This is a genomic window from Lentzea aerocolonigenes, assembly GCF_000974445.1.
Taxonomy (GTDB): domain Bacteria; phylum Actinomycetota; class Actinomycetes; order Mycobacteriales; family Pseudonocardiaceae; genus Lentzea; species Lentzea aerocolonigenes.
Genome location: NZ_BBOJ01000004.1, coordinates 470,110 through 489,661, shown reverse-complemented (window position 1 = coordinate 489,661; position 19,552 = coordinate 470,110). Strand labels below are relative to the sequence as shown.

The 19,552-nt window shown below is 68.8% G+C and carries 23 protein-coding genes; 13 read left to right on the top strand and 10 right to left on the bottom strand.

Annotated elements, in window-relative coordinates; genetic code table 11:
- Window positions 1-37 precede the first annotated feature (37 nt).
- Window positions 38-649: a class I SAM-dependent methyltransferase gene (locus AOM45_RS10710; RefSeq protein WP_030472053.1), complete on the top strand. Its 612-nt coding sequence runs from the start codon at window positions 38-40 to the stop codon at window positions 647-649.
- On the opposite strand, the gene AOM45_RS10705 is transcribed toward AOM45_RS10710, so the two are convergent.
- The 4 genes from AOM45_RS10705 to AOM45_RS10690 all read right to left on the bottom strand — a co-directional run bounded on the left by AOM45_RS10705 (window position 643) and on the right by AOM45_RS10690 (window position 4,218).
- On the bottom strand, window positions 643-2,226 hold the full coding sequence (locus tag AOM45_RS10705; RefSeq protein WP_051784453.1) for a peptide-N4-asparagine amidase: 1,584 nt from the start codon (window positions 2,224-2,226) through the stop codon (window positions 643-645). The two genes, AOM45_RS10710 and AOM45_RS10705, sit on opposite strands and share 7 nt — an antisense overlap.
- Window positions 2,227-2,334: 108 nt before the next feature.
- A complete protein-coding gene (locus tag AOM45_RS10700; RefSeq protein WP_030472055.1) occupies window positions 2,335-2,562 on the bottom strand; it encodes a hypothetical protein in 228 nt (75 codons plus the stop codon).
- Between the two features lie 74 nt (window positions 2,563-2,636).
- Window positions 2,637-3,068 carry a phosphohydrolase gene (locus AOM45_RS10695; RefSeq protein WP_236703285.1) on the bottom strand — a complete coding sequence of 144 codons (432 nt, stop codon included), beginning with the start codon at window positions 3,066-3,068 and terminating at the stop codon, window positions 2,637-2,639.
- Between the two features lie 10 nt (window positions 3,069-3,078).
- On the bottom strand, window positions 3,079-4,218 hold the full coding sequence (locus tag AOM45_RS10690) for an SGNH/GDSL hydrolase family protein (protein ID WP_030472057.1): 1,140 nt from the start codon (window positions 4,216-4,218) through the stop codon (window positions 3,079-3,081).
- A gap of 141 nt (window positions 4,219-4,359) precedes the next feature.
- Between AOM45_RS10690 and AOM45_RS10685 the strand changes: the two genes are divergently transcribed.
- From AOM45_RS10685 to AOM45_RS10665, 5 genes are all read left to right on the top strand, one after another.
- The gene (locus AOM45_RS10685) at window positions 4,360-5,823 is read left to right on the top strand and encodes a chitinase (RefSeq protein ID WP_030472058.1); all 1,464 of its coding nucleotides are present in this window, start codon (window positions 4,360-4,362) and stop codon (window positions 5,821-5,823) included.
- 133 nt (window positions 5,824-5,956) lie between these two features.
- Window positions 5,957-7,003: an NAD(P)H-dependent flavin oxidoreductase gene (locus AOM45_RS10680; RefSeq protein WP_030472059.1), complete on the top strand. Its 1,047-nt coding sequence runs from the start codon at window positions 5,957-5,959 to the stop codon at window positions 7,001-7,003.
- 10 nt (window positions 7,004-7,013) lie between these two features.
- A complete protein-coding gene (locus AOM45_RS10675; RefSeq protein ID WP_030472060.1) occupies window positions 7,014-8,546 on the top strand; it encodes a DUF885 domain-containing protein in 1,533 nt (510 codons plus the stop codon).
- A complete protein-coding gene (locus tag AOM45_RS10670; protein ID WP_030472061.1) occupies window positions 8,546-10,066 on the top strand; it encodes a DUF885 domain-containing protein in 1,521 nt (506 codons plus the stop codon). Before AOM45_RS10675 ends, AOM45_RS10670 begins: the two co-directional genes overlap by 1 nt.
- A complete protein-coding gene (locus AOM45_RS10665) occupies window positions 10,066-11,595 on the top strand; it encodes a DUF885 domain-containing protein (protein WP_030472062.1) in 1,530 nt (509 codons plus the stop codon). The genes AOM45_RS10670 and AOM45_RS10665 overlap by 1 nt, the downstream gene beginning before the upstream one ends.
- A 70-nt stretch (window positions 11,596-11,665) precedes the next feature.
- On the opposite strand, the gene AOM45_RS10660 is transcribed toward AOM45_RS10665, so the two are convergent.
- Window positions 11,666-12,634, bottom strand: coding sequence for a quinone oxidoreductase family protein (locus AOM45_RS10660; protein ID WP_030472063.1), 969 nt, complete (start codon window positions 12,632-12,634; stop codon window positions 11,666-11,668).
- Window positions 12,635-12,704: 70 nt separating this feature from the next.
- Between AOM45_RS10660 and AOM45_RS10655 the strand changes: the two genes are divergently transcribed.
- The 4 genes from AOM45_RS10655 to AOM45_RS10640 are packed head-to-tail and all read left to right on the top strand — an operon-like array spanning window position 12,705 to window position 14,074.
- Window positions 12,705-12,923 carry a hypothetical protein gene (locus AOM45_RS10655; protein ID WP_035912982.1) on the top strand — a complete coding sequence of 73 codons (219 nt, stop codon included), beginning with the start codon at window positions 12,705-12,707 and terminating at the stop codon, window positions 12,921-12,923.
- A complete protein-coding gene (locus AOM45_RS10650; protein ID WP_030472065.1) occupies window positions 12,920-13,354 on the top strand; it encodes a guanyl-specific ribonuclease in 435 nt (144 codons plus the stop codon). Before AOM45_RS10655 ends, AOM45_RS10650 begins: the two co-directional genes overlap by 4 nt.
- On the top strand, window positions 13,351-13,614 hold the full coding sequence (locus AOM45_RS10645; protein ID WP_051784455.1) for a barstar family protein: 264 nt from the start codon (window positions 13,351-13,353) through the stop codon (window positions 13,612-13,614). Before AOM45_RS10650 ends, AOM45_RS10645 begins: the two co-directional genes overlap by 4 nt.
- Before the next feature lie 43 nt (window positions 13,615-13,657).
- Window positions 13,658-14,074, top strand: coding sequence for a DUF2690 domain-containing protein (locus AOM45_RS10640; RefSeq protein ID WP_156094267.1), 417 nt, complete (start codon window positions 13,658-13,660; stop codon window positions 14,072-14,074).
- Here the strand turns inward: AOM45_RS10640 and AOM45_RS10635 are convergent.
- Complete coding sequence (locus tag AOM45_RS10635; protein ID WP_030472068.1) at window positions 14,071-14,847, bottom strand: enoyl-CoA hydratase family protein; 777 nt, start codon at window positions 14,845-14,847, stop codon at window positions 14,071-14,073. The genes AOM45_RS10640 and AOM45_RS10635 overlap by 4 nt on opposite strands.
- Window positions 14,848-14,908: 61 nt before the next feature.
- On the opposite strand from AOM45_RS10635, the gene AOM45_RS10630 reads away from it, so the two are divergent.
- Together AOM45_RS10630 and AOM45_RS10625 are read left to right on the top strand one after the other, a co-directional pair.
- On the top strand, window positions 14,909-15,526 hold the full coding sequence (locus AOM45_RS10630; protein ID WP_201779927.1) for a DJ-1/PfpI family protein: 618 nt from the start codon (window positions 14,909-14,911) through the stop codon (window positions 15,524-15,526).
- Window positions 15,513-15,947 carry a MarR family winged helix-turn-helix transcriptional regulator gene (locus AOM45_RS10625; protein ID WP_030472070.1) on the top strand — a complete coding sequence of 145 codons (435 nt, stop codon included), beginning with the start codon at window positions 15,513-15,515 and terminating at the stop codon, window positions 15,945-15,947. Before AOM45_RS10630 ends, AOM45_RS10625 begins: the two co-directional genes overlap by 14 nt.
- A gap of 30 nt (window positions 15,948-15,977) precedes the next feature.
- Here the strand turns inward: AOM45_RS10625 and AOM45_RS10620 are convergent, their stop codons facing one another.
- The gene (locus AOM45_RS10620) at window positions 15,978-16,589 is read right to left on the bottom strand and encodes a hypothetical protein (protein WP_030472071.1); all 612 of its coding nucleotides are present in this window, start codon (window positions 16,587-16,589) and stop codon (window positions 15,978-15,980) included.
- A gap of 154 nt (window positions 16,590-16,743) precedes the next feature.
- Here AOM45_RS10620 and AOM45_RS10615 point away from each other — a divergent pair, with 154 nt between their 5' ends.
- Window positions 16,744-17,214 carry a nuclear transport factor 2 family protein gene (locus tag AOM45_RS10615; protein WP_156094268.1) on the top strand — a complete coding sequence of 157 codons (471 nt, stop codon included), beginning with the start codon at window positions 16,744-16,746 and terminating at the stop codon, window positions 17,212-17,214.
- Here the strand turns inward: AOM45_RS10615 and AOM45_RS10610 are convergent.
- From AOM45_RS10610 to AOM45_RS10600, 3 genes are read right to left on the bottom strand one after another with little or no spacing between them, the layout of a single operon-like run.
- Window positions 17,211-17,918 (bottom strand): sirohydrochlorin chelatase, encoded by a 708-nt coding sequence (locus AOM45_RS10610; RefSeq protein WP_030472073.1) that lies wholly within the window; start codon window positions 17,916-17,918, stop codon window positions 17,211-17,213. The genes AOM45_RS10615 and AOM45_RS10610 overlap by 4 nt on opposite strands.
- Entirely contained in the window at window positions 17,915-18,787 is an 873-nt protein-coding gene (locus AOM45_RS10605) for an ABC transporter permease (RefSeq protein WP_030472074.1), read from the bottom strand. The genes AOM45_RS10610 and AOM45_RS10605 overlap by 4 nt, the downstream gene beginning before the upstream one ends.
- Window positions 18,771-19,547 (bottom strand): ABC transporter ATP-binding protein, encoded by a 777-nt coding sequence (locus AOM45_RS10600; RefSeq protein WP_030472075.1) that lies wholly within the window; start codon window positions 19,545-19,547, stop codon window positions 18,771-18,773. Before AOM45_RS10600 ends, AOM45_RS10605 begins: the two co-directional genes overlap by 17 nt.
- Window positions 19,548-19,552: the final 5 nt, after the last annotated feature.

The following is a 19,552-nucleotide window of genomic DNA, read 5'->3' as shown; positions in this document are numbered from 1 at the left end:
GTTGCTGTTTTCGGGCCGCTGGGAGCACCTTGGGAGCATGACGACAGCGCAGGAGTTCTGGGAGTCCTTCTACTCGGAGCGGGACCAGGTCTGGTCCGGCAGGCCGAACCCGTTGCTGGTGCGGGAGGCCGAGCGGCTGACGCCGGGCAGCGCGCTGGACATCGGGTGCGCCGAGGGCGGCGACGCCGTGTGGCTCGCGAAGAGAGGGTGGCGGGTTCTCGGTGTCGACGTGTCCCAGGTCGCGCTGGACCGCGCCCTGAAGCACGCGTACGACGCGGGCGTCGAGATCGCGGTGGAGCGGCACGACCTCAAGGTGACGTTCCCGGAAGGTCTTTACGACCTGGTGAGCGCGCAGTTCCTGCACTCGCCCGTCGAGGAGGACGGCGAGCGGAACAGCATTCTGAAGAGGGCCTCGGAGGCGGTGGCACCGGGCGGGTACCTGATCGTCGGCGGGCACGCGGGCGCGCCGTCGTGGTCCGAGCACCAGCACTACTACTTCCCGACGACCAAGGACGTGCTCGACCACCTCGGGCTCAAGGACAACTGGATCGTCATCACGGATGAGGTGGTCGAGCGGCCCCTGGTCGGGCCGGACGGTCAGGAAGAGTCGCGCAAAGACAACGTCTTGACCATCAAACGTCTTTACTGAGCGACCACGTACCCGTGCTCGGTCTTCAGCGTGCGCTGGTGGAAGCGGCCGTCCACCGTGCCGCGCCAGCGCTCGCTGGACGACCCGTCCGCGTAGGTGAGCACCCCGTTGGTCCGCCCGAAGCCGCCCTGCGTGTCGAGGGTGTCGTCGCTGAACCTCGCCCGGTCGCCGACCGTCCACAAACGACGTCCCATGTGGACCTCCGCGTCGATGCGGTAGTTGTTGTCGTTCACGATGTTCTGGGTGACGTCCACGTCGAGCGGGAAGTCGAACCCGTCGAGCCTGCCCTTCGACGTGTAGGCGCCGGTCACCCTCTGCGCGGTCTTCTGCTTGGTCGCCTTCTCGGCGAGCGAGGTGGTGTTGTCGAACGTCCAGGCGCCCTGGGAGAAGACCTGCTGCGTGCCGTGGGAGGTCCTGATCACTCCGCTGGTCCGCCAGGCCCGCCGCACCTGCGTCCTGATCGTCACGTCCAGGTCGGTGCCGGTCGTGGATGTCCGCACCGAAGCGGCGGGTACGTCCGCGGCGGTCAACGTCCCGGTCACCCGCTGAACGCGCGGATCCGTGGTGGCGAACAGGTTTCCGCCCAGCGTCCAGTCGTCGACGATCCCGCGCGGCGGTACGAGATCGATCGTGTGCGCCTTCCCGTCGGTCAACGTGCCGATGAACGGGCTCAGGTCGATCGTGTACGGCAGCGTGTCGATCGCGTCGATGGCCGAGATCGGCCGCCACAGCATCGGCGCCACCCCACCGGTGTAGATCACCGAGTACGGGGCGACCACGCCGGCGGGCCGTCCGTCGACGCGCACCTCGACCTCGCGATAGCTTCCGCCACCGCACAGTCCGGCGTCCGGGAACCGGGCGGCGAGGTCGCTCGGCACGTTCGACCACCAGAACTCCTCGCAGCCGCCACCCCGCGCGTAGATCTCGGCGGTCAGCTTCGCGGTGTTCGGCGGAACGGTGAGCTGCTTCGTGAAGTTCTTGCCGTCCTTGAGGAACTGCCAGCCGGGCCGGGTGGCATCGGCGGAGAGGGGCAGCACGACGTCGGCCTGAGCGGGAGCCGGGTACTTCTTCGTCGCCTGGTAGTAGGTGACGGTGACCTCGATGTCGAACAGCCCGGTGTAGGTGTCGTTCACGACGTTGCCGAGATCCACCACGAACGGCTGCGCCTTGGTCAGCAGCGGTGCGAAAGCCGTGATGTCCCGGTCGAAGTGCCACACGATGCCCGACGGATCCGGCTCCGGGGTCGAGGTCCGCAGCACTTCCGCCCCGCCGATCCACAACCCGGCGAGCCGGTCGAACTGACGCCCCTTGCTGCGCCCCGTCCAGTCCAGCACGACCTTCGTCCACGGTCCGGCGCACTCCGGCGGTGGCGCGAGCGTGCCGACGAACGGCTGCCCGTACGAGTTCGCGAACGTGTGTCGCATCGCCGTGACCGTGCAGGACTTCGTCGGCGGCCGGCTCACCGCGGGAATCGCCTGGAGCGGGTCCTGGTAGTCCGTGACCACCCGGTCGGCCTTCGCCGCGGATACCGGCACCAGCGCGAGCACGGCCAACGCCGTGGCAAGGATGCGACGCATGGCCGGACGTTATCGCCGTCGTGCCGCACGGGGCACCCGTTCACGGTTGCCGGGAAACGCGAAGGCCACCCGCGGCAACGTTGCCGGGGGTGGCCCAGGGATACCTCGTCAGGCGGTGCGCATCAGGCGGTCCATCGCCTGCCGGTTGATGATCGAACGGAGCTCGCTCGTCTCGTCGGCGCTGTGGCGCGACATGATGGCGTCCAGTTCGAGCCGGTCGCTCTCGGTGGTGTAGCTGGCCAACTGCCGCTCCAGGCTCCGGCGCTGAAGGCGAGCGTCGCGGCGGGAGGCCAGGCTCGAGCGCAGGGACTTCACGGACAGGTCGTGGCGGGTCATTTCGTCCTTCCAATCTTGGTTACGGTTCGATAATACACCCTGTTCAGGCGACCTGTACCGATGAAGAAGGTTAGTTAACTCACGAACTCGTCGAGCAACCCCAGCGCCCGCGCGTACTTGATCTTCAAGCGATCTTGCGTGGCGGCGTCCAGACGGGCCAGCCGCGTCGGCGACAGGTTGTCCGCGATGTCCGCGCGCTTCACGGTCACCGCCAGCGGGTCCGCGGCCACCCGGCGCAGGTAGTCCTCCTGCGGTTCGCCCGGCAGGTGTGACAGGGCCACGACCGCGTCAACAACAACGGCAGGACATCCACGTGCGAGCAGATCCGAGGCCGTCACCGTCGTGTCCTCGATGACGTCGTGCAGCACGGCGACCATCTGCGCGTGTTCACCCGTCACGGACGCCATGACCCGCAACGGATGTCCGATGTACGGCCGGCCCGACTTGTCGACCTGGCCGTCGTGGGCCGCGGTGGCGATCGTGATGGCGTCTTCGAGGGTGAACACGCGCATCAAGCTAAAGCAGCGACACGTCCACCGCTTGGCCCATGGCCGAATAGCCCGCATCGGTCAGATGCAAGCGGTCTGGCCGTGCGAACTCTTCGCGCAACCAGGTCGGGCGCGCAGGGTCTCGCACGGCAGCATCGAAGTCCACGACACCGTCGAACGCGCCCGATGAACGGATCCAGGAGTTCACCGCCGAACGCACGGCCTCGCGCGCGTCGGTGTAGTTCGCGTAGCCGCCCATCGGCGTGATGGTTCCGCCGAGTACTCGTACGCCGTGAGAGTGCGCGAGAGAGATGACTCGGAGGTAGCCGTCGCGCAGCTCTTCGAACGTGGCGTCCGGCTTGGCCTTGATGTCGTTGATCCCCTCCAGCACGATCAACGTCCGCACGCCGGACCTCGCCAGCACGTCGCGGGGCGTGCGCGAGATCCCGGACACGCCGTAGGTGTCGTCGCGGAGGAACTGGTTGCCGGAGATCCCGGAGTTCACGACGCCGAGCGCGGTCCGTGAGGCGAGCACGTCGGTCCACCGCCGATGCGCACCGCCGGTGGAGCCGGAGCCGTCGGTGATCGAGTCGCCCAGTGCCACCACGGATCCGCGCACCGGTGATGTCACGGCCACCTCGGACAGGTAGTACCAGGACGAGACCTTCTGCGTGAACGCCGCACCGTCGAGGTCTCGTGCGTGGTCGCCTTGTGCCACGTAGTTGGTGGACAACGCACTCCGGTGGTACGTCGCGACGGCGGGTGCCGACGACGCCCAGATCGAGACGGCCACGGAGGAGTCCGCGACCGTGCGCAGCGCCACGGGGTCGGAGAGCACCTCACCGCCTCGCGGTACGACGACGGACTCGCGGCCGCGGAACGTCACCCGCCGGGCCTGCGTTCCCAGCGCGGCACCGGTTCCGGCCGGTGCCACCGACACCTTGCCGACGGTCAGGTCGCCGGAGCTGAAGACGTTCGACAGCCTCACCCGCACCGTCGAGCCGCCCGCGGTCAGCCGGACGACGTTCCGGACCGTGTAGGACGTGCCGCTGACATCCGATGAAACCGGTGTCTGCATCGCCGAGCCCCAGGCGGCGACCCAGCCGGGCGAAGCGGTAGCTGGTGTGGTCAACCCCAACAACAAAGCCAGAACAGCCAGTACGCGCATGTCACTCCTCGGCAACAGGCGGCGGCACCCTCACCTTAAATACCTCCGATGACCAGTGCAACGCTTGACCGGGCGTAGTGGTCTAGTCCATTTTTAGTCCAACTCACAACATGGCCGCCGCATGATGTGTGGAGGTGGACCATGTCCAAGACCAGACGAGCAGCGATAGCGCTGCTGTCCGCGCTGTTCGCCTGTGCCGGTCTGGTGTTGGTGATCAACGGCAGCGCCGTCGCCGCGAACCTCGCCGCCAACAGCGGTTTCGAGGCCGGCAACCTGAGCGGCTGGACCTGCACCGAGGGCACGAGCGTCACCACGAGCACCAAGCGCACCGGCAACTACGCGCTGCAGGGCGCGCCCGCCGGGCAGAGCAACGCGCGGTGCCAGCAAACCGTGACGGTGCAACCGAACACGGCCTACAAGCTGACCGCGTGGGTGCAGGGCAGCTACGTCTACCTCGGCGTCACCGGCGGCGTGGAGAAGAGCACCTGGACGCCGGGCACGAGCGGTTTCCAGCAGCTCACCGTCGACTTCACGAGCGGCAGCGCCACCAGCGTCACGATCTACCTGCACGGCTGGTACGGCCAGCCCGCCTACTACGCCGACGACGTCAACCTCGACGGTCCTGGCACACCACCTACGACTACGAGCACGACAACCACCACCACGACGACCACGACCACTACCACCACCACGACCAGCAACCCGCCGAACACCGGACTTCCCAAGCACGTCCTGACGGGCTACTGGCAGAACTTCTACAACGGAGCGCGCGCGCTCAAGCTGGCGGACGTCCCCACCACCTACGACATCGTCGCGGTCTCGTTCGCCGACGCGACGGGCGTGCCGGGACAGGTCGCGTTCAACCTCGACTCCGGTCTGAGCAGCCAGCTCGGCGGCTACACCGACGCGCAGTTCAAGGCCGATGTCAGGACCCTGCAGAGCCGCGGCCAGAAGGTGATCATCAGCGTCGGCGGCCAGAACGGCACCATCAGCGTCAACGACAACACCTCGGCGACCAACTTCGCCAACAGCGTCAAGTCGCTGATCGCCAACTACGGCTTCAACGGCGTCGACATCGACCTCGAGAACGGCGTCAACTCCACCTACATGGCCCAGGCGCTGCGCGGCATCCACGCCGGTGGCGGCACCGTCATCACCATGGCGCCGCAGACGATCGACATGCAGAGCACCGGCGCTGAGTACTTCAAGCTCGCGCTGGCCGTGAAGGACATCCTGACCATCGTCAACATGCAGTACTACAACTCCGGCTCGATGCTCGGCTGCGACCAGCAGGTCTACAGCCAGGGCACGGTCAACTTCCTGACCGCGCTCGCGTGCATCCAGCTGCAGAACGGTCTGCGTCCCGACCAGGTCGGCCTCGGCCTGCCCGCGTCACCGTCGGGGGCCGGCGGTGGCTACCAGTCGCCGTCGAACGTCAACAACGCGCTCAGCTGCCTCGCCCGCGGCACGAACTGCGGAACGTTCAAGCCGAGCACGACCTGGCCGTCGATCCGCGGTGCGATGACCTGGTCGATCAACTGGGACGCCTCGAACAACTGGCAGTTCGCCAACACGGTTGCCCCTCATCTGGACTCCCTGCCCTAGATGACGGGCCCGTCGTCGCCGCGTCCACTGTGGACGTGGCGACGACGCCGTTCGGCGTAGCACCTTCGTTGCGTCATCAAGGACACACGTGTTTCGGCGGGCATCGGCTGCCTCGTCCAACTAGGTTGTGCTCATGTTCCACACGCTGGCCGTGCCCGTCATCGCCGCGCCCATGGCAGGTGGTGCCTCCACCCCCGAGCTGGTCGCCGCGGTGAGCGAAGCAGGCGGGTTCGGGTTCCTCGCGGCGGGTTACATCACCGTCGAGCAGCTCGCGGAGAAGATCCAGCGGACCAGCGAGCTCACGAGCAAGCCGTTCGGGGTCAACCTGTTCGTGCCCGGCACACGGCCGACGGCGGACATCTCCTCCTACGTGCAGCGAGTCACGGCCTACGCCGACAAGGTCGGTGCGGTGCCGGGTGAACCGCGCTGGGACGACGACAACTACGCGGCGAAGCTCGAACTGGTGCTGGCGCTGCGGGTTCCGGTCGTGTCGTTCACGTTCGGCCTGCCCGACGCCGACGACGTGCAGCGCCTCAAGGCGACCGGCAGCACGATCGTCGTGACGGTCACCACACCGAGCGAGGCGCGGCAGGCCAAGCAGATCGGCGCGGACGTCCTGTGCGTGCAGGGCGCGGACGCCGGAGCGCACCGCGGCACGTTCACCGACGACGGCATCTCGCCCGGCGGTGGTGAGCTCTACGGCACGCTCGCCGCGATCCGGCTCGTGCTCAGCGCCGTCGACCTCCCGGTGATCGCGACCGGTGGCCTGGTCACCGGTGCCGACGTCGCCGCCGTGCTGGCCGCGGGTGCGGTCGCGGCGCAGCTCGGCACCGCGTTCCTCGGCTGTCCCGAGGCCGGAACCGCCGCCGCCCACCGGGAAGCACTCGCTGAAGGGGGCCGCCGCACGGCGCTCACCAGGGCGTTCAGCGGACGGCCGGCGCGAGGCCTGGTCAACCGGTTCCTGATCGAGAACAGCCCGCACGCGCCCGCCGCGTACCCGAACGTCCACCACCTCACCAAGCCGGTGCGCGCGACCGGTGACCTGGAGGTCATGTCGCTGTGGGCGGGCACGACCTACCCGCTCGCGACGGCCGGACCGGCGGCCGAGATCGTGCGAAAGATCAACACCGAGCTCGTCGAAGTGGTCAATTCCTTGGCGTCGCGCTTCCGTCGCGGCTAAGAAGGAGAGCGTGACCTCGCTCGCAGATGACATGTTCGCCGTGGCCATGGACCGGGAGCCGCTGTTCGCCTCCCTGGTCGGTGTGCCGGGCTGGGACGATCGGCTCGAAGACCTCAGCCTCGACGGCGACCAGGCGATCCGTGAGCGTCTCACCGACGTCCTGCGCCGTGCGGAGACGAGCGACGAGGACCCCGTCACGCTCGCGGTGATCAGGCACCAGGCCCAGGCGATCACCAACCAGATCGACGCACGGCTGGTCGAGCACACCGTGGCGGAGGGGCTGGCCGCACCGCTCAACAAGCTGCTGGCAGTGGCTCCGCAGGTGGACATGTCCCAGCGGGTCGAGCAGGTGCCGCGGTTCGTCGGCCAGGTGGCCGCACGGGTGCGCGACTCCGACCGCAGGCCGTTGCGCCGGCACGTCCGGAGCACCACGGCACGGCTCGAAGGCTTCCTGGCGTCCCCCGCGCAGGAGTGGGAAGGCGACAGTTCCAGCGACATCCGCACGTCGATCGCCGGCTACCGCGAAACCCTGCTCAACCTCGACGACCTCCGCGACGACGACCACGCGGGCCTGTGCTGGCTGCCCGACGGCGAACAGAACTACCTCGAGCTGGTCCGCGACTACACGACCACCTCGCGCACCCCCGCCGAGCTGCACCAGCTGGGCCTCGACCTGATCGCCGCGTTGCGCGAGGAGTACGCCGAGATCGGTTCGCGGCTGTGGGGCACGGCCGACGTGCCGGCGATCTTCCACCGGTTGCGCACGGAACTGTTGTGGGACAACGAAGAGGACATGGTCGCGAGCGCCGCGGAGGCCATTGCTCGGGCCGAGGCGGAGGCGCCGAAGTGGTTCGGCCGCATGCCGAAGGTCGGCTGCGAGGTCAAGCTCGTCGACGAGGCGGAACGCGGGACCGCGCCGATCGCGTACTACATGCAGGCACCACTGGACGGCAGCCGTCCCGGCGTCTACTGGGTGAACCCGTTGGGTGTCACCGAACGCAGCCGCACCCAGTCCGAGACGACCGCGTTCCACGAAGGTGTGCCGGGCCACCACTACCAGACGACGCTCGCCGCCGAGACCGAGCTGCCCAACATCCGCAAGTACGCGTCGATCGAGGCCTACCTCGAAGGCTGGGGCCTCTACTCCGAACGCCTGGCGGACGAGATGGGGCTGTACTCGTCGGACGAGCAGCGACTCGGCATGCTGTCGGCGGACGCGATGCGCGCCGGACGGCTGGTGGTCGACACGGGCCTGCACGCGTTCGGCTGGTCGCGGCAGAAGGCCGTGGACTACCTGCGCGAGAACACGGTGATGCCGGAGCCGGAGATCCAGTCCGAGATCGACCGGTACATCGAGGTGCCGGGCCAGGCGCTGGCGTACATGGTGGGGCGCATCGAGATCCAGCGGTTGCGAGCCGAGGCCGAGTCCAGGACGGCCGGTCGGTTCGACGTCAAAGCCTTCCACGACCTCGTGGTGGGCAGCGGCCCGGTGCCCTTGTCCACTTTGGACGAGCTGGTCACCGCGTGGTCGGGGAGGCTCTGATGTCGTTGTCCGACGAGACGTTCCAGGCGATGATGGACTGGAACCCGGTCTTCGCCACGGTCGTCGGCGTGCCCGGCTGGGACGACCGGCTGGCCGACCTCAGTGTCGACGGCGAGCAGGCGTTGCGCGCCAGGCTGACCGACATCCTCGGGCGCGTCGACTCCAGTGACGAGGATCCCGTGGCGCGGGACGTGATCCGGCACCAGGCGACCTCGATCATCACGCAGATCGACGCCAGGCTCGTCGAACACACGGTGGCCGCCTCGCTGAGCGCTCCGGTCGCCGAACTGCTCACGGTGGCGACCCAGGCGGACTTCTCCCAGCGGCTGCCCCTCGTGCCGCGGTTCCTCCAGCAGGCGGAGGAACGCCTGCTGGGCACCGACCGCAGGCCGTTGCGCAGGCACGCGGTGAACGGTGCGGCTCACGTCGAACGGTTCCTCGCCTCCCCGAAGCAGGAGTGGGAGGGTGACGCGGACCTGCGCCCGGCGTTCGCCCGGTTCCGGGAGGTCCTGCTCGGACTGCCCGGCCGTGACGACGAGCAGGCGGGCCTGTGCTGGCTGCCCGAGGGCGAGGCGAACTACGCCAAGCTGGTCCGCGACTACACGACCGCCTCCTACACCCCGGCCGAGCTGCACGAGCTGGGCCTCGACCTGATGGCGCGGCTGCGCGAGGAGTACGCGGAGATCGGCTCGCGCGTCTGGGGCACCTCGGACGTGCCGGAGATCTTCCAGCGGCTGCGCACGGACCTGTTGTGGGCCAACGAGGACGACATGCTCAGCAGCGCGGTCGAGGCGATCGAACGGGCCGAGGCCGAGGCACCGAACTGGTTCGGCCGCATGCCGAACGCGCGGTGCGAGGTCCGGTTCGTGCCGGAGATCGACCGCGAGTCCGCCCCGCTCGCGTACTACCTGGAGGCCTCGCTCGACGGGTCCCGTCCCGGCATCTACTTCCTGAACCCGTTGGGCGCCATCGAACGCAGCCGCACGCTGTCCGAGGTCGTGGCGTTCCACGAGGCGGTGCCCGGCCACCACCTCCAGGAGTCGATCGCCGCCGGGACAGAGCTGTCGAACCTGCGCAAGTTCGCGTCCATCGACTCCTACCTGGAGGGCTGGGGCCTCTACACCGAGCGGCTCGCCGACGAGATGGGCCTGTACTCGTCGGACGAGGCACGGCTCGGGATGCTCGGGCTCGACGCGATGCGCGCCGGGCGGCTCGTGGTCGACACGGGCCTGCACGCGTTCGGCTGGTCACGTCAGAAGGCCGTCGACTACCTGCGCGAGAACACCGTCATGTCCGAGCCGGAGATCAACGCGGAGGTCGACCGGTACATCGAGGCGCCGGGGCAGGCTTTGGCGTACATGGTGGGACGCCTGGAGATCCTGCGTCTGCGCGCGGAGGCCAGGGCGGCGATGGGCTCGAAGTTCGACATCAGGGCGTTCCACGACCTGGTGCTGGAGAACGGCGCCGTGCCGTTGTCCACGCTCGGCAACCTTGTCACCGCTTGGTCGGAGAGGATCTGATGTCGCTCGCTGATGAGATGTTCCAGGCAGCCATGGACTACAAACCGTTCAGGGCCGCGATGTTCGGCGTGCCGGGCTGGGACGACAAGATCGACGACCTGAGCGTCGAGGGCGAACACGCGCTGCGGGACCGCGTCGCCGACATCCTGCGCCGGGCCGAGACGAGCGACGAGGACCCCGTGACCCTCGGCGTCATCAGGCACCAGGGCCAGACGATCGTCGACCGCATCGACGCCCGGCTGGTCGAGCACACCGTCTCGAACGGGCTGGGCGCGCCGGTGAACGGCCTGCTCATGTTCGCGTCGCAGCTGGACGTCTCCCAGCGCGTCGACAAGTTCGCGCGGTACGTCGACCAGGCGGGCCAGCGGGTCCGCGACTCCGACCGCAGGCCGCTGCGGCGGCACCTGCGGTCCGGCGTCGAGCGCGTGGAGAGCTTCCTGGCCTCCCCGGTGCAGGAGTGGGAAGGCGACCACTCCGCCGAGATCCGCACGGCCGTCGCCGGGTTCCGCGACGTGCTGAACTCGATCGAGGACGGCCGCGGCGACGACAAGCCCGGCATCTGCTGGCTGCCGGACGGCGAGCGCAACTACGCGAACCTCGCCCGCAACTACACCACCACCTCCCGCACCCCGGACGAGCTGCACCGGCTCGGTCTCGACCTGATCGCGTCGCTGCGCGAGGAGTACGCCGAGATCGGTTCCCGGTTGTGGGGCACCAGCGACGTGCCGGAGATCTTCCACCGGCTGCGCACGGAACTGTTGTGGGACAACGAGGCCGAGATGATCGCGAGCGCCGAGGAGGCTATCGCGCGGGCCGAGGCCGAGGCGCCGAACTGGTTCGGCCGCATGCCGAGGGTCGGCTGCCAGGTACGTCCCGTGGACTCCGCGGAACGGGCGACGGCGCCCATCGCGTTCTACCAGCCCGCGCCGCTGGACGGCTCCCGGCCCGGCACCTACTGGCTGAACCCGTTGGGCGCCACCGAACGCAGCCGCACGCTGTCCGAGGTGACGGCCTTCCACGAGGCCGTGCCGGGCCACCACTACCAGCTGTCGATCGCGGCCGAGACCGACATGCACAACATGCGCCGGTTCGCGTTCATCGAGGCCTACTTGGAGGGCTGGGGTCTCTACACCGAACGGCTCGCCGACGAGATGGGCCTGTACTCGTCGGACGAGCAACGCCTCGGCATGCTCGGACTCGACGCGATGCGCGCCGGGCGGCTGGTGGTCGACACGGGGATCCACGCGTTCGGCTGGACGCGGCAGCAGGCAGTGGACTACCTGCGCGAGAACACCGTCATGCCGGTGCCCGAGATCAACTCCGAGATCGACCGGTACATCGAGACGCCGGGTCAGGCTTTGGCGTACATGGTGGGGCGCCTGGAGATTCAGCGGGTGCGCGCCGAGGCCGAGGCGAAGATGGGCGAGCGGTTCGACGTGCGCGCGTTCCACGACCTGGTGGTGGGAAGCGGCGCGGTGCCGCTCCCCACCCTCGAGCACATCGTCACCGAGTGGGCTGCTTCTCCTTGAGGTGAGCTCCGCGGCCTCGGCGATCGGGCCGATCGTTCTGGTCACGACCAGCAGGGCGTTTTGCACCCTTCTACGGCCGGGTGAACACGATCTTGCCGGCGGTCTCGCCGTCCAGCATCGCCTTCAAGCCCTGCTCGGCGTCCTCGAACTTCAGCTCGGCGCCGATCTGCGGCCTGAGGTCGTTGAGCGCGCAGAACCGCATCAGGTCGCCCAGCTCCTCGCGCGTGCCCATGGTCGAGCCGACCACGCGCAGCTGCAGGAAGAACAGCCGCTGCAGCTCGGCCGCCGTGGCGTCACCGGACGTCGCGCCGGAGATCACGACGATGCCGCCGGGCTTGAGCGCCTTCATCGAGTGCGACCAGGTGGCCTTGCCGACGGTCTCGAACACCGCGTCGACCCGTTCGGGCAGGCGCGCGCCGGACTCGAACACGTCGTGGGCGCCGAGACTCGTCGCCAGCGCGCGCTTCTCCTCGGAACGGCCGGTGACCCACACCCGGAAACCGGCGGCACGGCCGAGCTGGATCAGCGCGGTCGACACACCACCGGACGCGCCCTGCACGAGCATCGTCTGGCCGGGGCGCAGACCGGACTTCACGAACAGCATCCGGTACGCGGTCAGCCACGCCGTGCCCATGCAGGCCGCCTCGGCGAACGAGAGGCCGGCGGGCTTGGGCAGCGCGTTGCGGGCGGGGACCGTGACGTAGTCGGCGAACGTGCCCTGGTGCTTCTCGGTGAGCAGCGTGCGCTTCGGGTCGAGCGTCTCCTCACCGGCCCAGTCCGGGTCGCCGATGACGGAGTGCAGCACCACCTCGGTGCCGTCGTCGAGGGTGCCGGCGCCGTCGCAGCCCAGGATCATCGGGAACTGCTCGGGCTTGATGCCGACGCCGCGCAACGTCCACAGGTCGTGCATGTTGAGGCTGGCGGCCTTGACCGCGACGCGCACCCACCCGGCGGGAACCTCGGGTTCGGGGCGCTCGCCGACGCGAAGCGAGGCCAGCGGGTTCTCGGGACTGGGTTCTGCTGCGTAAACGGCGAACATGGTTCGCAACATACCCACCTGGATCGTGGGCAAATGCCGTGACACCGGTCACGAGACTAGGGTGGGGCGGGTGGACTGGCTGGTGCAGTGGTGGGACGGGGTCGAGCTGTGGGTCGTGCAGCTGCCCGTCGCCGTGCAGTTCCCCGTGGTGATGATCGTGGTGCTGCCGCTCTGCCTGGGCGTGGCGCGGCTCATCGACCGCGTGGCGGACTGGGGTGCGAAGAACCCGGCGTCGGGTGCTGACACGGCGCCGGAACCGGAGCCCGAACCGGAGAAGGTCGCCGCGTGAGTCCTGGTCGTCGCCTGACCGTCGCACTGGTCGGGCTCGTAGCGCTGGTCGTCGTCGGGTGGTTCGTCAAGGACAACACGTCCGGCCCGGCCCCCAGCTCCTCGCAGACCAGCACGTCGGTCGCGGTTCCCGGCGCCTCGTCCGGGCTGGACGTGCAGGCGCTGTCGAAGCTGCCCGCCGAGGCCGCGAAGACGTGGAAGCTGATCGAGGCGAAGGGCCCGTTCCCGTACCCGCGCAACGACGGCGTGACGTTCGAGAACCGGGAGAAGCGGCTGCCGCAGCAGAAGTCCGGGTACTACAAGGAGTACACGGTGCCGACGCCCGGCAGTCCGGACCGCGGTGCGCGGCGCATCGTGACCGGGTCGGAAAAGGAAGTCTTCTACACCGGCGACCACTATTCGACGTTCGTCGTGGTGGACGTGAACAAATGAAACGACACATTCTCGTTTCTGAGAAGAAGGCTGCCATCGCGGCCATTGCGCAGGCACTGGACTTTCCCGGGTGGTTCGGGCAGAACCTGGACGCGTTGTACGACAGCCTGACCGATCTCTCCTGGTTGCCCGAGGGTGAGTACGTGCTGGTCGTGCCCGCGGACCTGGACTCGTCGGTGGCGGACGTGCTGCGTGACGCTGCGAAACGGACCGCTGAATCAGGTGACAGAAAAATCCGGGTGATTCGCACGGAACGGTGACTCGGACTGCGGTTTTCCTGTCCGGAGTGGACAGTGCAGCTCCATGGGAACGCAATTCCGCCGCTTGAGCTGTGCGCTCGGCGTCGTGGTGGTTGTAGGTGCGCTTTGTCCGGCGGTCTCGTTCGCCGGTGACCCCGACTGCTCGCAGGAGGGGCCTTTCACGCCGTTCGAGACGATCGACGGCGACAACCCGGTGACCATGCAGAACGGCCGCGTGATCGAGCTGCGCGCGTCGAACAAGTCCAAGTGCGCGTGGGGCCGCATCTCCTACGGCACGCCCGGCGAGGAGATCTGGACGGACCGCAAGGACCCCTCGGCCAACTCGCACGAGGGGTTCCTCGGGTACACCAGGATCGACTCGGGCACCGCGAAGTACACCGAACCGTTCAAGAACGACGGCAAGGTCATGCGCGCCTGCGGTTCGTCGCAGGGCGTGATCGAGTGCACCGGCTGGTTCTAGTCCTCGGCAGGCACCCAGGAGGGCTTGCGCTTCTCCTTGAACGCCGTGATGCCCTCCTGGCCCTCCGGCCCGCCGAAGTGCTGCGCCGACAGCTTCAGCATGTCCGCGAAGACCTCGCCGAGGTTCGTGGACCGCTCCTGCTGGAGCATCTGCTTGGTGGCGGCCAGCGCGTCGGGTGCGCCGAGCGCGAGCATGTCGGTGTAGCGGCGGACCTCGGCGTCGACGCCGTCCACCGGCACGGCGGAGTTGAGCAGGCCGATGTCCTGGGCGCGCTGGGCGTCGAACGCCTCGCCGGTGAGGAACAGCTCGTGGGCCTGGCGGGGGAGCAGTCGCGGCAGCACGGTCACCGAGATGACGGCCGGGACCACGCCGATCCTGACCTCGCTGAACGCGAACGTGGCCTCGTTGGCGGCGACGGCGATGTCGCAGGCCGCGACGATGCCGACCCCGCCGGCGCGGGCCGGTCCCTTGAGCGCGGCGACGACCGGCTTGGGGCTGGTCCAGATCTGCTCGAGGATCGCCGGGAACTCGTTGACCCCCTGGTCACCCGCGCTCGCGCCGGCGGCCTCCTTGAGGTCCATACCGGAACAGAACACGGTGCCCGTGTGGGTGAGCACGACCACGCGCACCTGGTCGTCGCTTGCTGCTCGGGTCAGGTGCTCCTTGAGCTCCCGGCGCAGCTGCGCGGACAGGGCGTTGCGGTTGTGGGGAGAGTCCAGCGTGATCGTCGCGATGCCACGCTGCACCTCGTAGTGGACCAGCTCGTCTGCCATGGGGCAGACCTTAGCTGGCGAGGCATTGACAGCATGCTGTCGTATTTGACAGGATGCTGTCATGGGGATGAACACGGTGTACCTGGTTCTGGCCGACGAGCTCGCCGACTGGGAGTACGGCCACGTGGCGGCTCAGGTGAGCCTCCAGCAGTTCCAGCAGCGGCCGGGCCGCTACGAGATCAGGACGGTCGGGCTCACGACGGACCCGATCCGCACGCTCGGCGGTGTGCGGATGCTGCCGGACATCGCGATCGGGGACGTGTCGCTCGACGACGCCGCGATGCTCGTGCTGCCGGGCGGCAACGGGTGGGAAAGCGGTGAGCTGGCCGCGTTCGGCAAGCTCGCGCGACGGTTCCGCGAGGCGGGCAAGCCGGTCGCGGCGATCTGCGGCGCGACGGTCGCGCTGGCGGCCGAGGGGCTGCTCGACGACGTGGCGCACACGTCGAACTTCCTCGAGGGACTTGGTTCCTACGGTGGCGCGGCGCTCTACCGCGACGAACGCGTCGTGCGCGACCAGGGTGTGATCACGGCCGGCGGGGCGAGCGCGCTCGAGTTCGCGCGGGAGGTGCTGGCGGAGCTGGAGACGTTCACGCCGGAGACGTTGCGGGCCTGGTACGAGTTCAACCGCGACGACACGGTGGAGGCGTTCGGGAAGCTGGTGGCGAGTGTCCAGGACTGAGGCGGGCGACGTCCTCACCGACGTCGTGATGAGGACTTTCCGGTTGTACGGAGCGTTTCTCGACGCGGCCGAGGTGATGACGAAGCCTGTCGGCCTGACCGCGGCGTGGTGGCAGGTGCTGGGTCCGGTGCTGCGCGAGCCGATGTCGGTGTCCGGGATCGCGCGGGAGATCGGGCTGACGCGGCAGTCGGTGCAGCGGATCGCGGACCTGTTGGTGGACAAGGGTTTGGCGGAGTACCTGCCGAACCCGGCCCACGCCCGCGCGAAGCTGCTCCGGCCCACCGCCGACGGTTACGCGGCGATCGACCGGTTGCGCGACATCCAGCACGAGTGGGCGAACCGCGTCGGTGCGCAGGTCTCGGTGGAAGACCTGCGCACGACGCTCGAGACCATGACCAAACTCGTCGCGGCTGTCACGTGATGCCCGGCAGGGGTTGGGGCATCACGCTTTCTAGCCGATGGTCGTCGTCGTGAGGACGGGGCTCGGGTCGGGGTAGCCCTTCGCGGCGGCGTTGATCGGGAACCCGATCACCGTGACGACCGCGGTGAACGTGAGGCCGGGGGCGTCGTAGCTCGTGCCACCGAGCTTCGTGGTGATCGTGCCGGTACCGCCGGCCTGCAGGTTGATCGTGACCGTCGGCAGCTCGAAGTCGGCACCGCCCTTGATCGGGCCGGGCACGCTCAGCACGACGTCGTTGCCCTGCAAGGCGATCGACGGCGTGCCGCCCAGCCCGGCACCGCCCGCCAGCGACGCGGACTGGAACTTCGAGTTGGCGGGCACCGGCAGCCTCAGCGCGAGCCCCTTGATCTCCCGGACCTGGCGGCCACCGGCCTCGGACGGGATCTTGTTGGGCGCGGGGTCGATGGTGACCTTGAGCGTGCCGTTCGGCGCGACGCTCGCGGGCGCACTCGCGTCGACACCCTGGTCGAGCGTGAAGTCCGACGACTGCCCGGCGGCGCTCGCCCTGAGCTTGTAGGTGATGGTCTGCGGGGCTGCTGACGCGTTGGTGGCGAACATCAGCATCGGTACCAGTGCGAGGGATGCGATTCCGGCTAGCTTCATGACCTCTCCCCGTTGAGTGGACGAGGGGCACTTCCGGCACGCGGCGTAGTCCCTTGACTACTCATGAGTAGGTTTCACGTCAACAGTTCACAGTTCACATCGCCTGAACGGCGCTGCGCACTCGATCTTGTGGCGGTGGCCGACAGTGGTGGTCATGAGCGACCAACGTGATCTCATCGCCCGGATCGAGCGGCTGGAGGCGGAACTGGCTCTGCGCACGCTCGCGCACCGGTACTGCATCGCGGCCGACCACCGTGATCTCGGCCTGTGGCGAACGGTCTGGACCGCGGACGCGGTGTGGGAGACCGGCACCGATCCTGACCACGTGTACGTCGGGATCGACGCGATCTGCGCGGCGGTGCAACGGCAGTGGCAGGCGTTCCCGCTCATGCAGCACGGCACCGTCAACCACGTCGTCGACCTCGGCGCGGACGGGGCCGCGACCGGGCGCAGCGACGTGATCGTTCACGTTCGGATCGAGACCGGGTGGATCACCGGCGGAGGCACGTACCTCGACCGGTACCGCCTCGACGACGGCGAGTGGCGGATCGCCCGGCGGACCGTGGCCCGGCCGTTCGACCTCGGCCCGCTACCGGAATGGGTGCAGTCGGACGACCCCGCCTAAGCGGCGACGGTCTGGCGCGCCAATGCCTGGTCGTACCGGTCCAGCACGAGCTGCGCGACCTCGACGTCGTCACCCAACGGCTGGGCGATGACGGCGTCGCCGGCGAGCGAGGCGACCTTGTCCGGCAGCAGTCCCGGCGCCAGGAACCACGACGCGACAGCGATCCGCGCGGCACCGCGAGCCTTCAACCGTTCGATCGCCTCGGGCACGGTCGGCGAGGCGATCGACGCGAACGCCGCCTCGACCCCCGCCCAGCCCGACTCGCGAGCCCACCGCCGGGCGACCTGCGCCACGGCCTCGTTCGCGGGAGCGTGCGAGGACCCGGCACCGGCGAGCACCACGCCGAGCGAGGAGTCGCCGAAGTCGACGCCCGCCTCGGACAGCCGGCGCAACGCGGCCGACTCGAGGCGCGGATCCGGCCCCAGGACGTCGGTGACGACAGCGGGAACGCGGGACTCGGCGACGGCGGCCGGTACGTCGACTCGTGCGTGGTAAGCCTTGCCCAGCAACAGGGGTACGACCACCGACGGTCCGCGCAGCACGTCGCTCAGCCGGGGCGCGCACAGGTCGAGGAAGCAGCCGCGGACGTCCAGCTCCGGTCGCAACGACCGCACGACGTCCAGCAGTGCGTGGATCGACGCGGCCGAGCGCGGGTCACGGCTGCCGTGCGCGACCGCGATCAACGGGGTCCCAAAAGATGTCACAGCGCACCCGTCAGTCCACGAGCCCGCAGGACGGCGCGCTCCAGCGGGCGGAACAGCATCAGCTCGATCCCGATGCCCACCAACAGGATCAGGAAGATCGCCGCGATCACCATGTTGATGTCGTTCAACGACGACCCGTTGTGCAGGTACTGGCCGAGCCCGGTGCCGAGCTGCGGCGAGGTCGCGATGATCTCCGCGGCCATCAGCGACCGCCACGAGAACGCCCAGCCCTGCTTCAGGCCCGCCAGGTAGCCGGGTAGTGCGGCGGGCAGCAGGATGTGCCGCGCCGAGGCCAGCCGGCCCGCGCCCAGCGCACGTCCGACGCGGGGGAGCAGCGGCGGGATCTGGTCGATGCCCGCCACCAGGCCGTTGGCGATCGACGGCACCGAGCCCATGAGCACGACGAAGTAGATCGTCGACGGCGTCACGCCGAACCACAGGATCGCCGCCGGAACCCAGGCCACCGAAGGAAGTGACTGCAGACCCGTCAGCAACGACCCGATCGCCGCGCGCACCACCCGCACCTTGGCGACCAGCAGACCCAGCGGCGTCGCAATCAGCACCGCCGCGATGAACCCGAACACCGCGCGGTGCAACGAGGTCCACAGGATGCTGAACGCCTCGCCCGTGCCGATGCTGCGCACGAGCTCGTTCCACACGTTGACCGGGGCGGGCAGCTGGAACTCCGGCAGCAGAGCCGACGCCCACAACGCTTGCCACACACCCAGGAGCAGGGCGAACGCGATGATCGGCGGCACGCCCGTCTTCAGGAACCGGCGCCACAACGGCGGCTTGTGCGCCTCCACCGGCACATCGAGCGCGTCGAGGCCGGCGCCGACCTTGTCGAGCGTGTCAGGAGGCGTGGCCACTGATGACCTCTCGCAGGTGGGTGTTGATCTCGTCGAGAACCGTGTCCGAAGAGTCGGTGACGTCCCACTCGCGCACGACACGGCCGGGGCGCGAGGACAGCAGCACGACGCGCTGGCCGAGACGGACGGCCTCGCGCACGTCGTGCGTCACGAAGATGATCGCGGTGTTCGTGGTCTCCCACACGCGCAGGAGTTCGCTCTGCAGCACGTCACGCGTGATGGCGTCCAACGCCGCGAACGGCTCGTCCATCAGCAGCAGAGCGGGAGCGCCGTCGGCGGACACGGTGGTGGACGCCAGCGCACGGGCCAGAGCCACGCGCTGACGCATACCACCGGAAAGCTCGTGCGGACGCTTGTCCGCGACGTCGCCGAGCCGCACCAGTTCCAGCAGCTCCAGCGCACGACGCTTGCGCGCCAACCGGCCGACGCCCGCGAAGCGCAACGCCAGCTCGACGTTGCGGGCGGCGGTGAGCCACGGCATGAGCGCGGGCTCCTGGAACATCACGGCCGGACGGGACGTGTTGAGCTGCAACGAGCCCGACGTCGCGCCGTCCAGTCCGGCGACGATGTTCAGCAGCGTGCTCTTGCCGCAGCCCGAAGCGCCGAGCAGGCACACGAACTCGCCGGGCTTGACCTTCAGGTCAACCCCGTCGAGGGCCACCACGGCCGAGCTGCCGTGGCCGAACACCTTGCGGACGCCGGCCAGTTCAACGGCAGTATCCACAGTAGACAGAACAGTGGTCTCGAGCGTGGCGGTCATGTCCG

Bases quoted from the DNA above. Each gene is read 5' to 3' on its own strand.
- AOM45_RS10710 (WP_030472053.1), top strand. From the start codon at position 38: ATGACGACAGCGCAGGAGTTCTGGGAGTCCTTCTACTCGGAGCGGGAC.
- AOM45_RS10705 (WP_051784453.1), bottom strand. From the start codon at position 2,226: ATGCGTCGCATCCTTGCCACGGCGTTGGCCGTGCTCGCGCTGGTGCCG.
- AOM45_RS10700 (WP_030472055.1), bottom strand. From the start codon at position 2,562: ATGACCCGCCACGACCTGTCCGTGAAGTCCCTGCGCTCGAGCCTGGCC.
- AOM45_RS10690 (WP_030472057.1), bottom strand. From the start codon at position 4,218: ATGCGCGTACTGGCTGTTCTGGCTTTGTTGTTGGGGTTGACCACACCA.
- AOM45_RS10685 (WP_030472058.1), top strand. From the start codon at position 4,360: ATGTCCAAGACCAGACGAGCAGCGATAGCGCTGCTGTCCGCGCTGTTC.
- AOM45_RS10680 (WP_030472059.1), top strand. From the start codon at position 5,957: ATGTTCCACACGCTGGCCGTGCCCGTCATCGCCGCGCCCATGGCAGGT.
- AOM45_RS10670 (WP_030472061.1), top strand. From the start codon at position 8,546: ATGTCGTTGTCCGACGAGACGTTCCAGGCGATGATGGACTGGAACCCG.
- AOM45_RS10665 (WP_030472062.1), top strand. From the start codon at position 10,066: ATGTCGCTCGCTGATGAGATGTTCCAGGCAGCCATGGACTACAAACCG.
- AOM45_RS10660 (WP_030472063.1), bottom strand. From the start codon at position 12,634: ATGTTCGCCGTTTACGCAGCAGAACCCAGTCCCGAGAACCCGCTGGCC.
- AOM45_RS10645 (WP_051784455.1), top strand. From the start codon at position 13,351: ATGAAACGACACATTCTCGTTTCTGAGAAGAAGGCTGCCATCGCGGCC.
- AOM45_RS10640 (WP_156094267.1), top strand. From the start codon at position 13,658: ATGGGAACGCAATTCCGCCGCTTGAGCTGTGCGCTCGGCGTCGTGGTG.
- AOM45_RS10635 (WP_030472068.1), bottom strand. From the start codon at position 14,847: ATGGCAGACGAGCTGGTCCACTACGAGGTGCAGCGTGGCATCGCGACG.
- AOM45_RS10630 (WP_201779927.1), top strand. From the start codon at position 14,909: ATGGGGATGAACACGGTGTACCTGGTTCTGGCCGACGAGCTCGCCGAC.
- AOM45_RS10620 (WP_030472071.1), bottom strand. From the start codon at position 16,589: ATGAAGCTAGCCGGAATCGCATCCCTCGCACTGGTACCGATGCTGATG.
- AOM45_RS10615 (WP_156094268.1), top strand. From the start codon at position 16,744: ATGAGCGACCAACGTGATCTCATCGCCCGGATCGAGCGGCTGGAGGCG.
- AOM45_RS10600 (WP_030472075.1), bottom strand. From the start codon at position 19,547: ATGACCGCCACGCTCGAGACCACTGTTCTGTCTACTGTGGATACTGCC.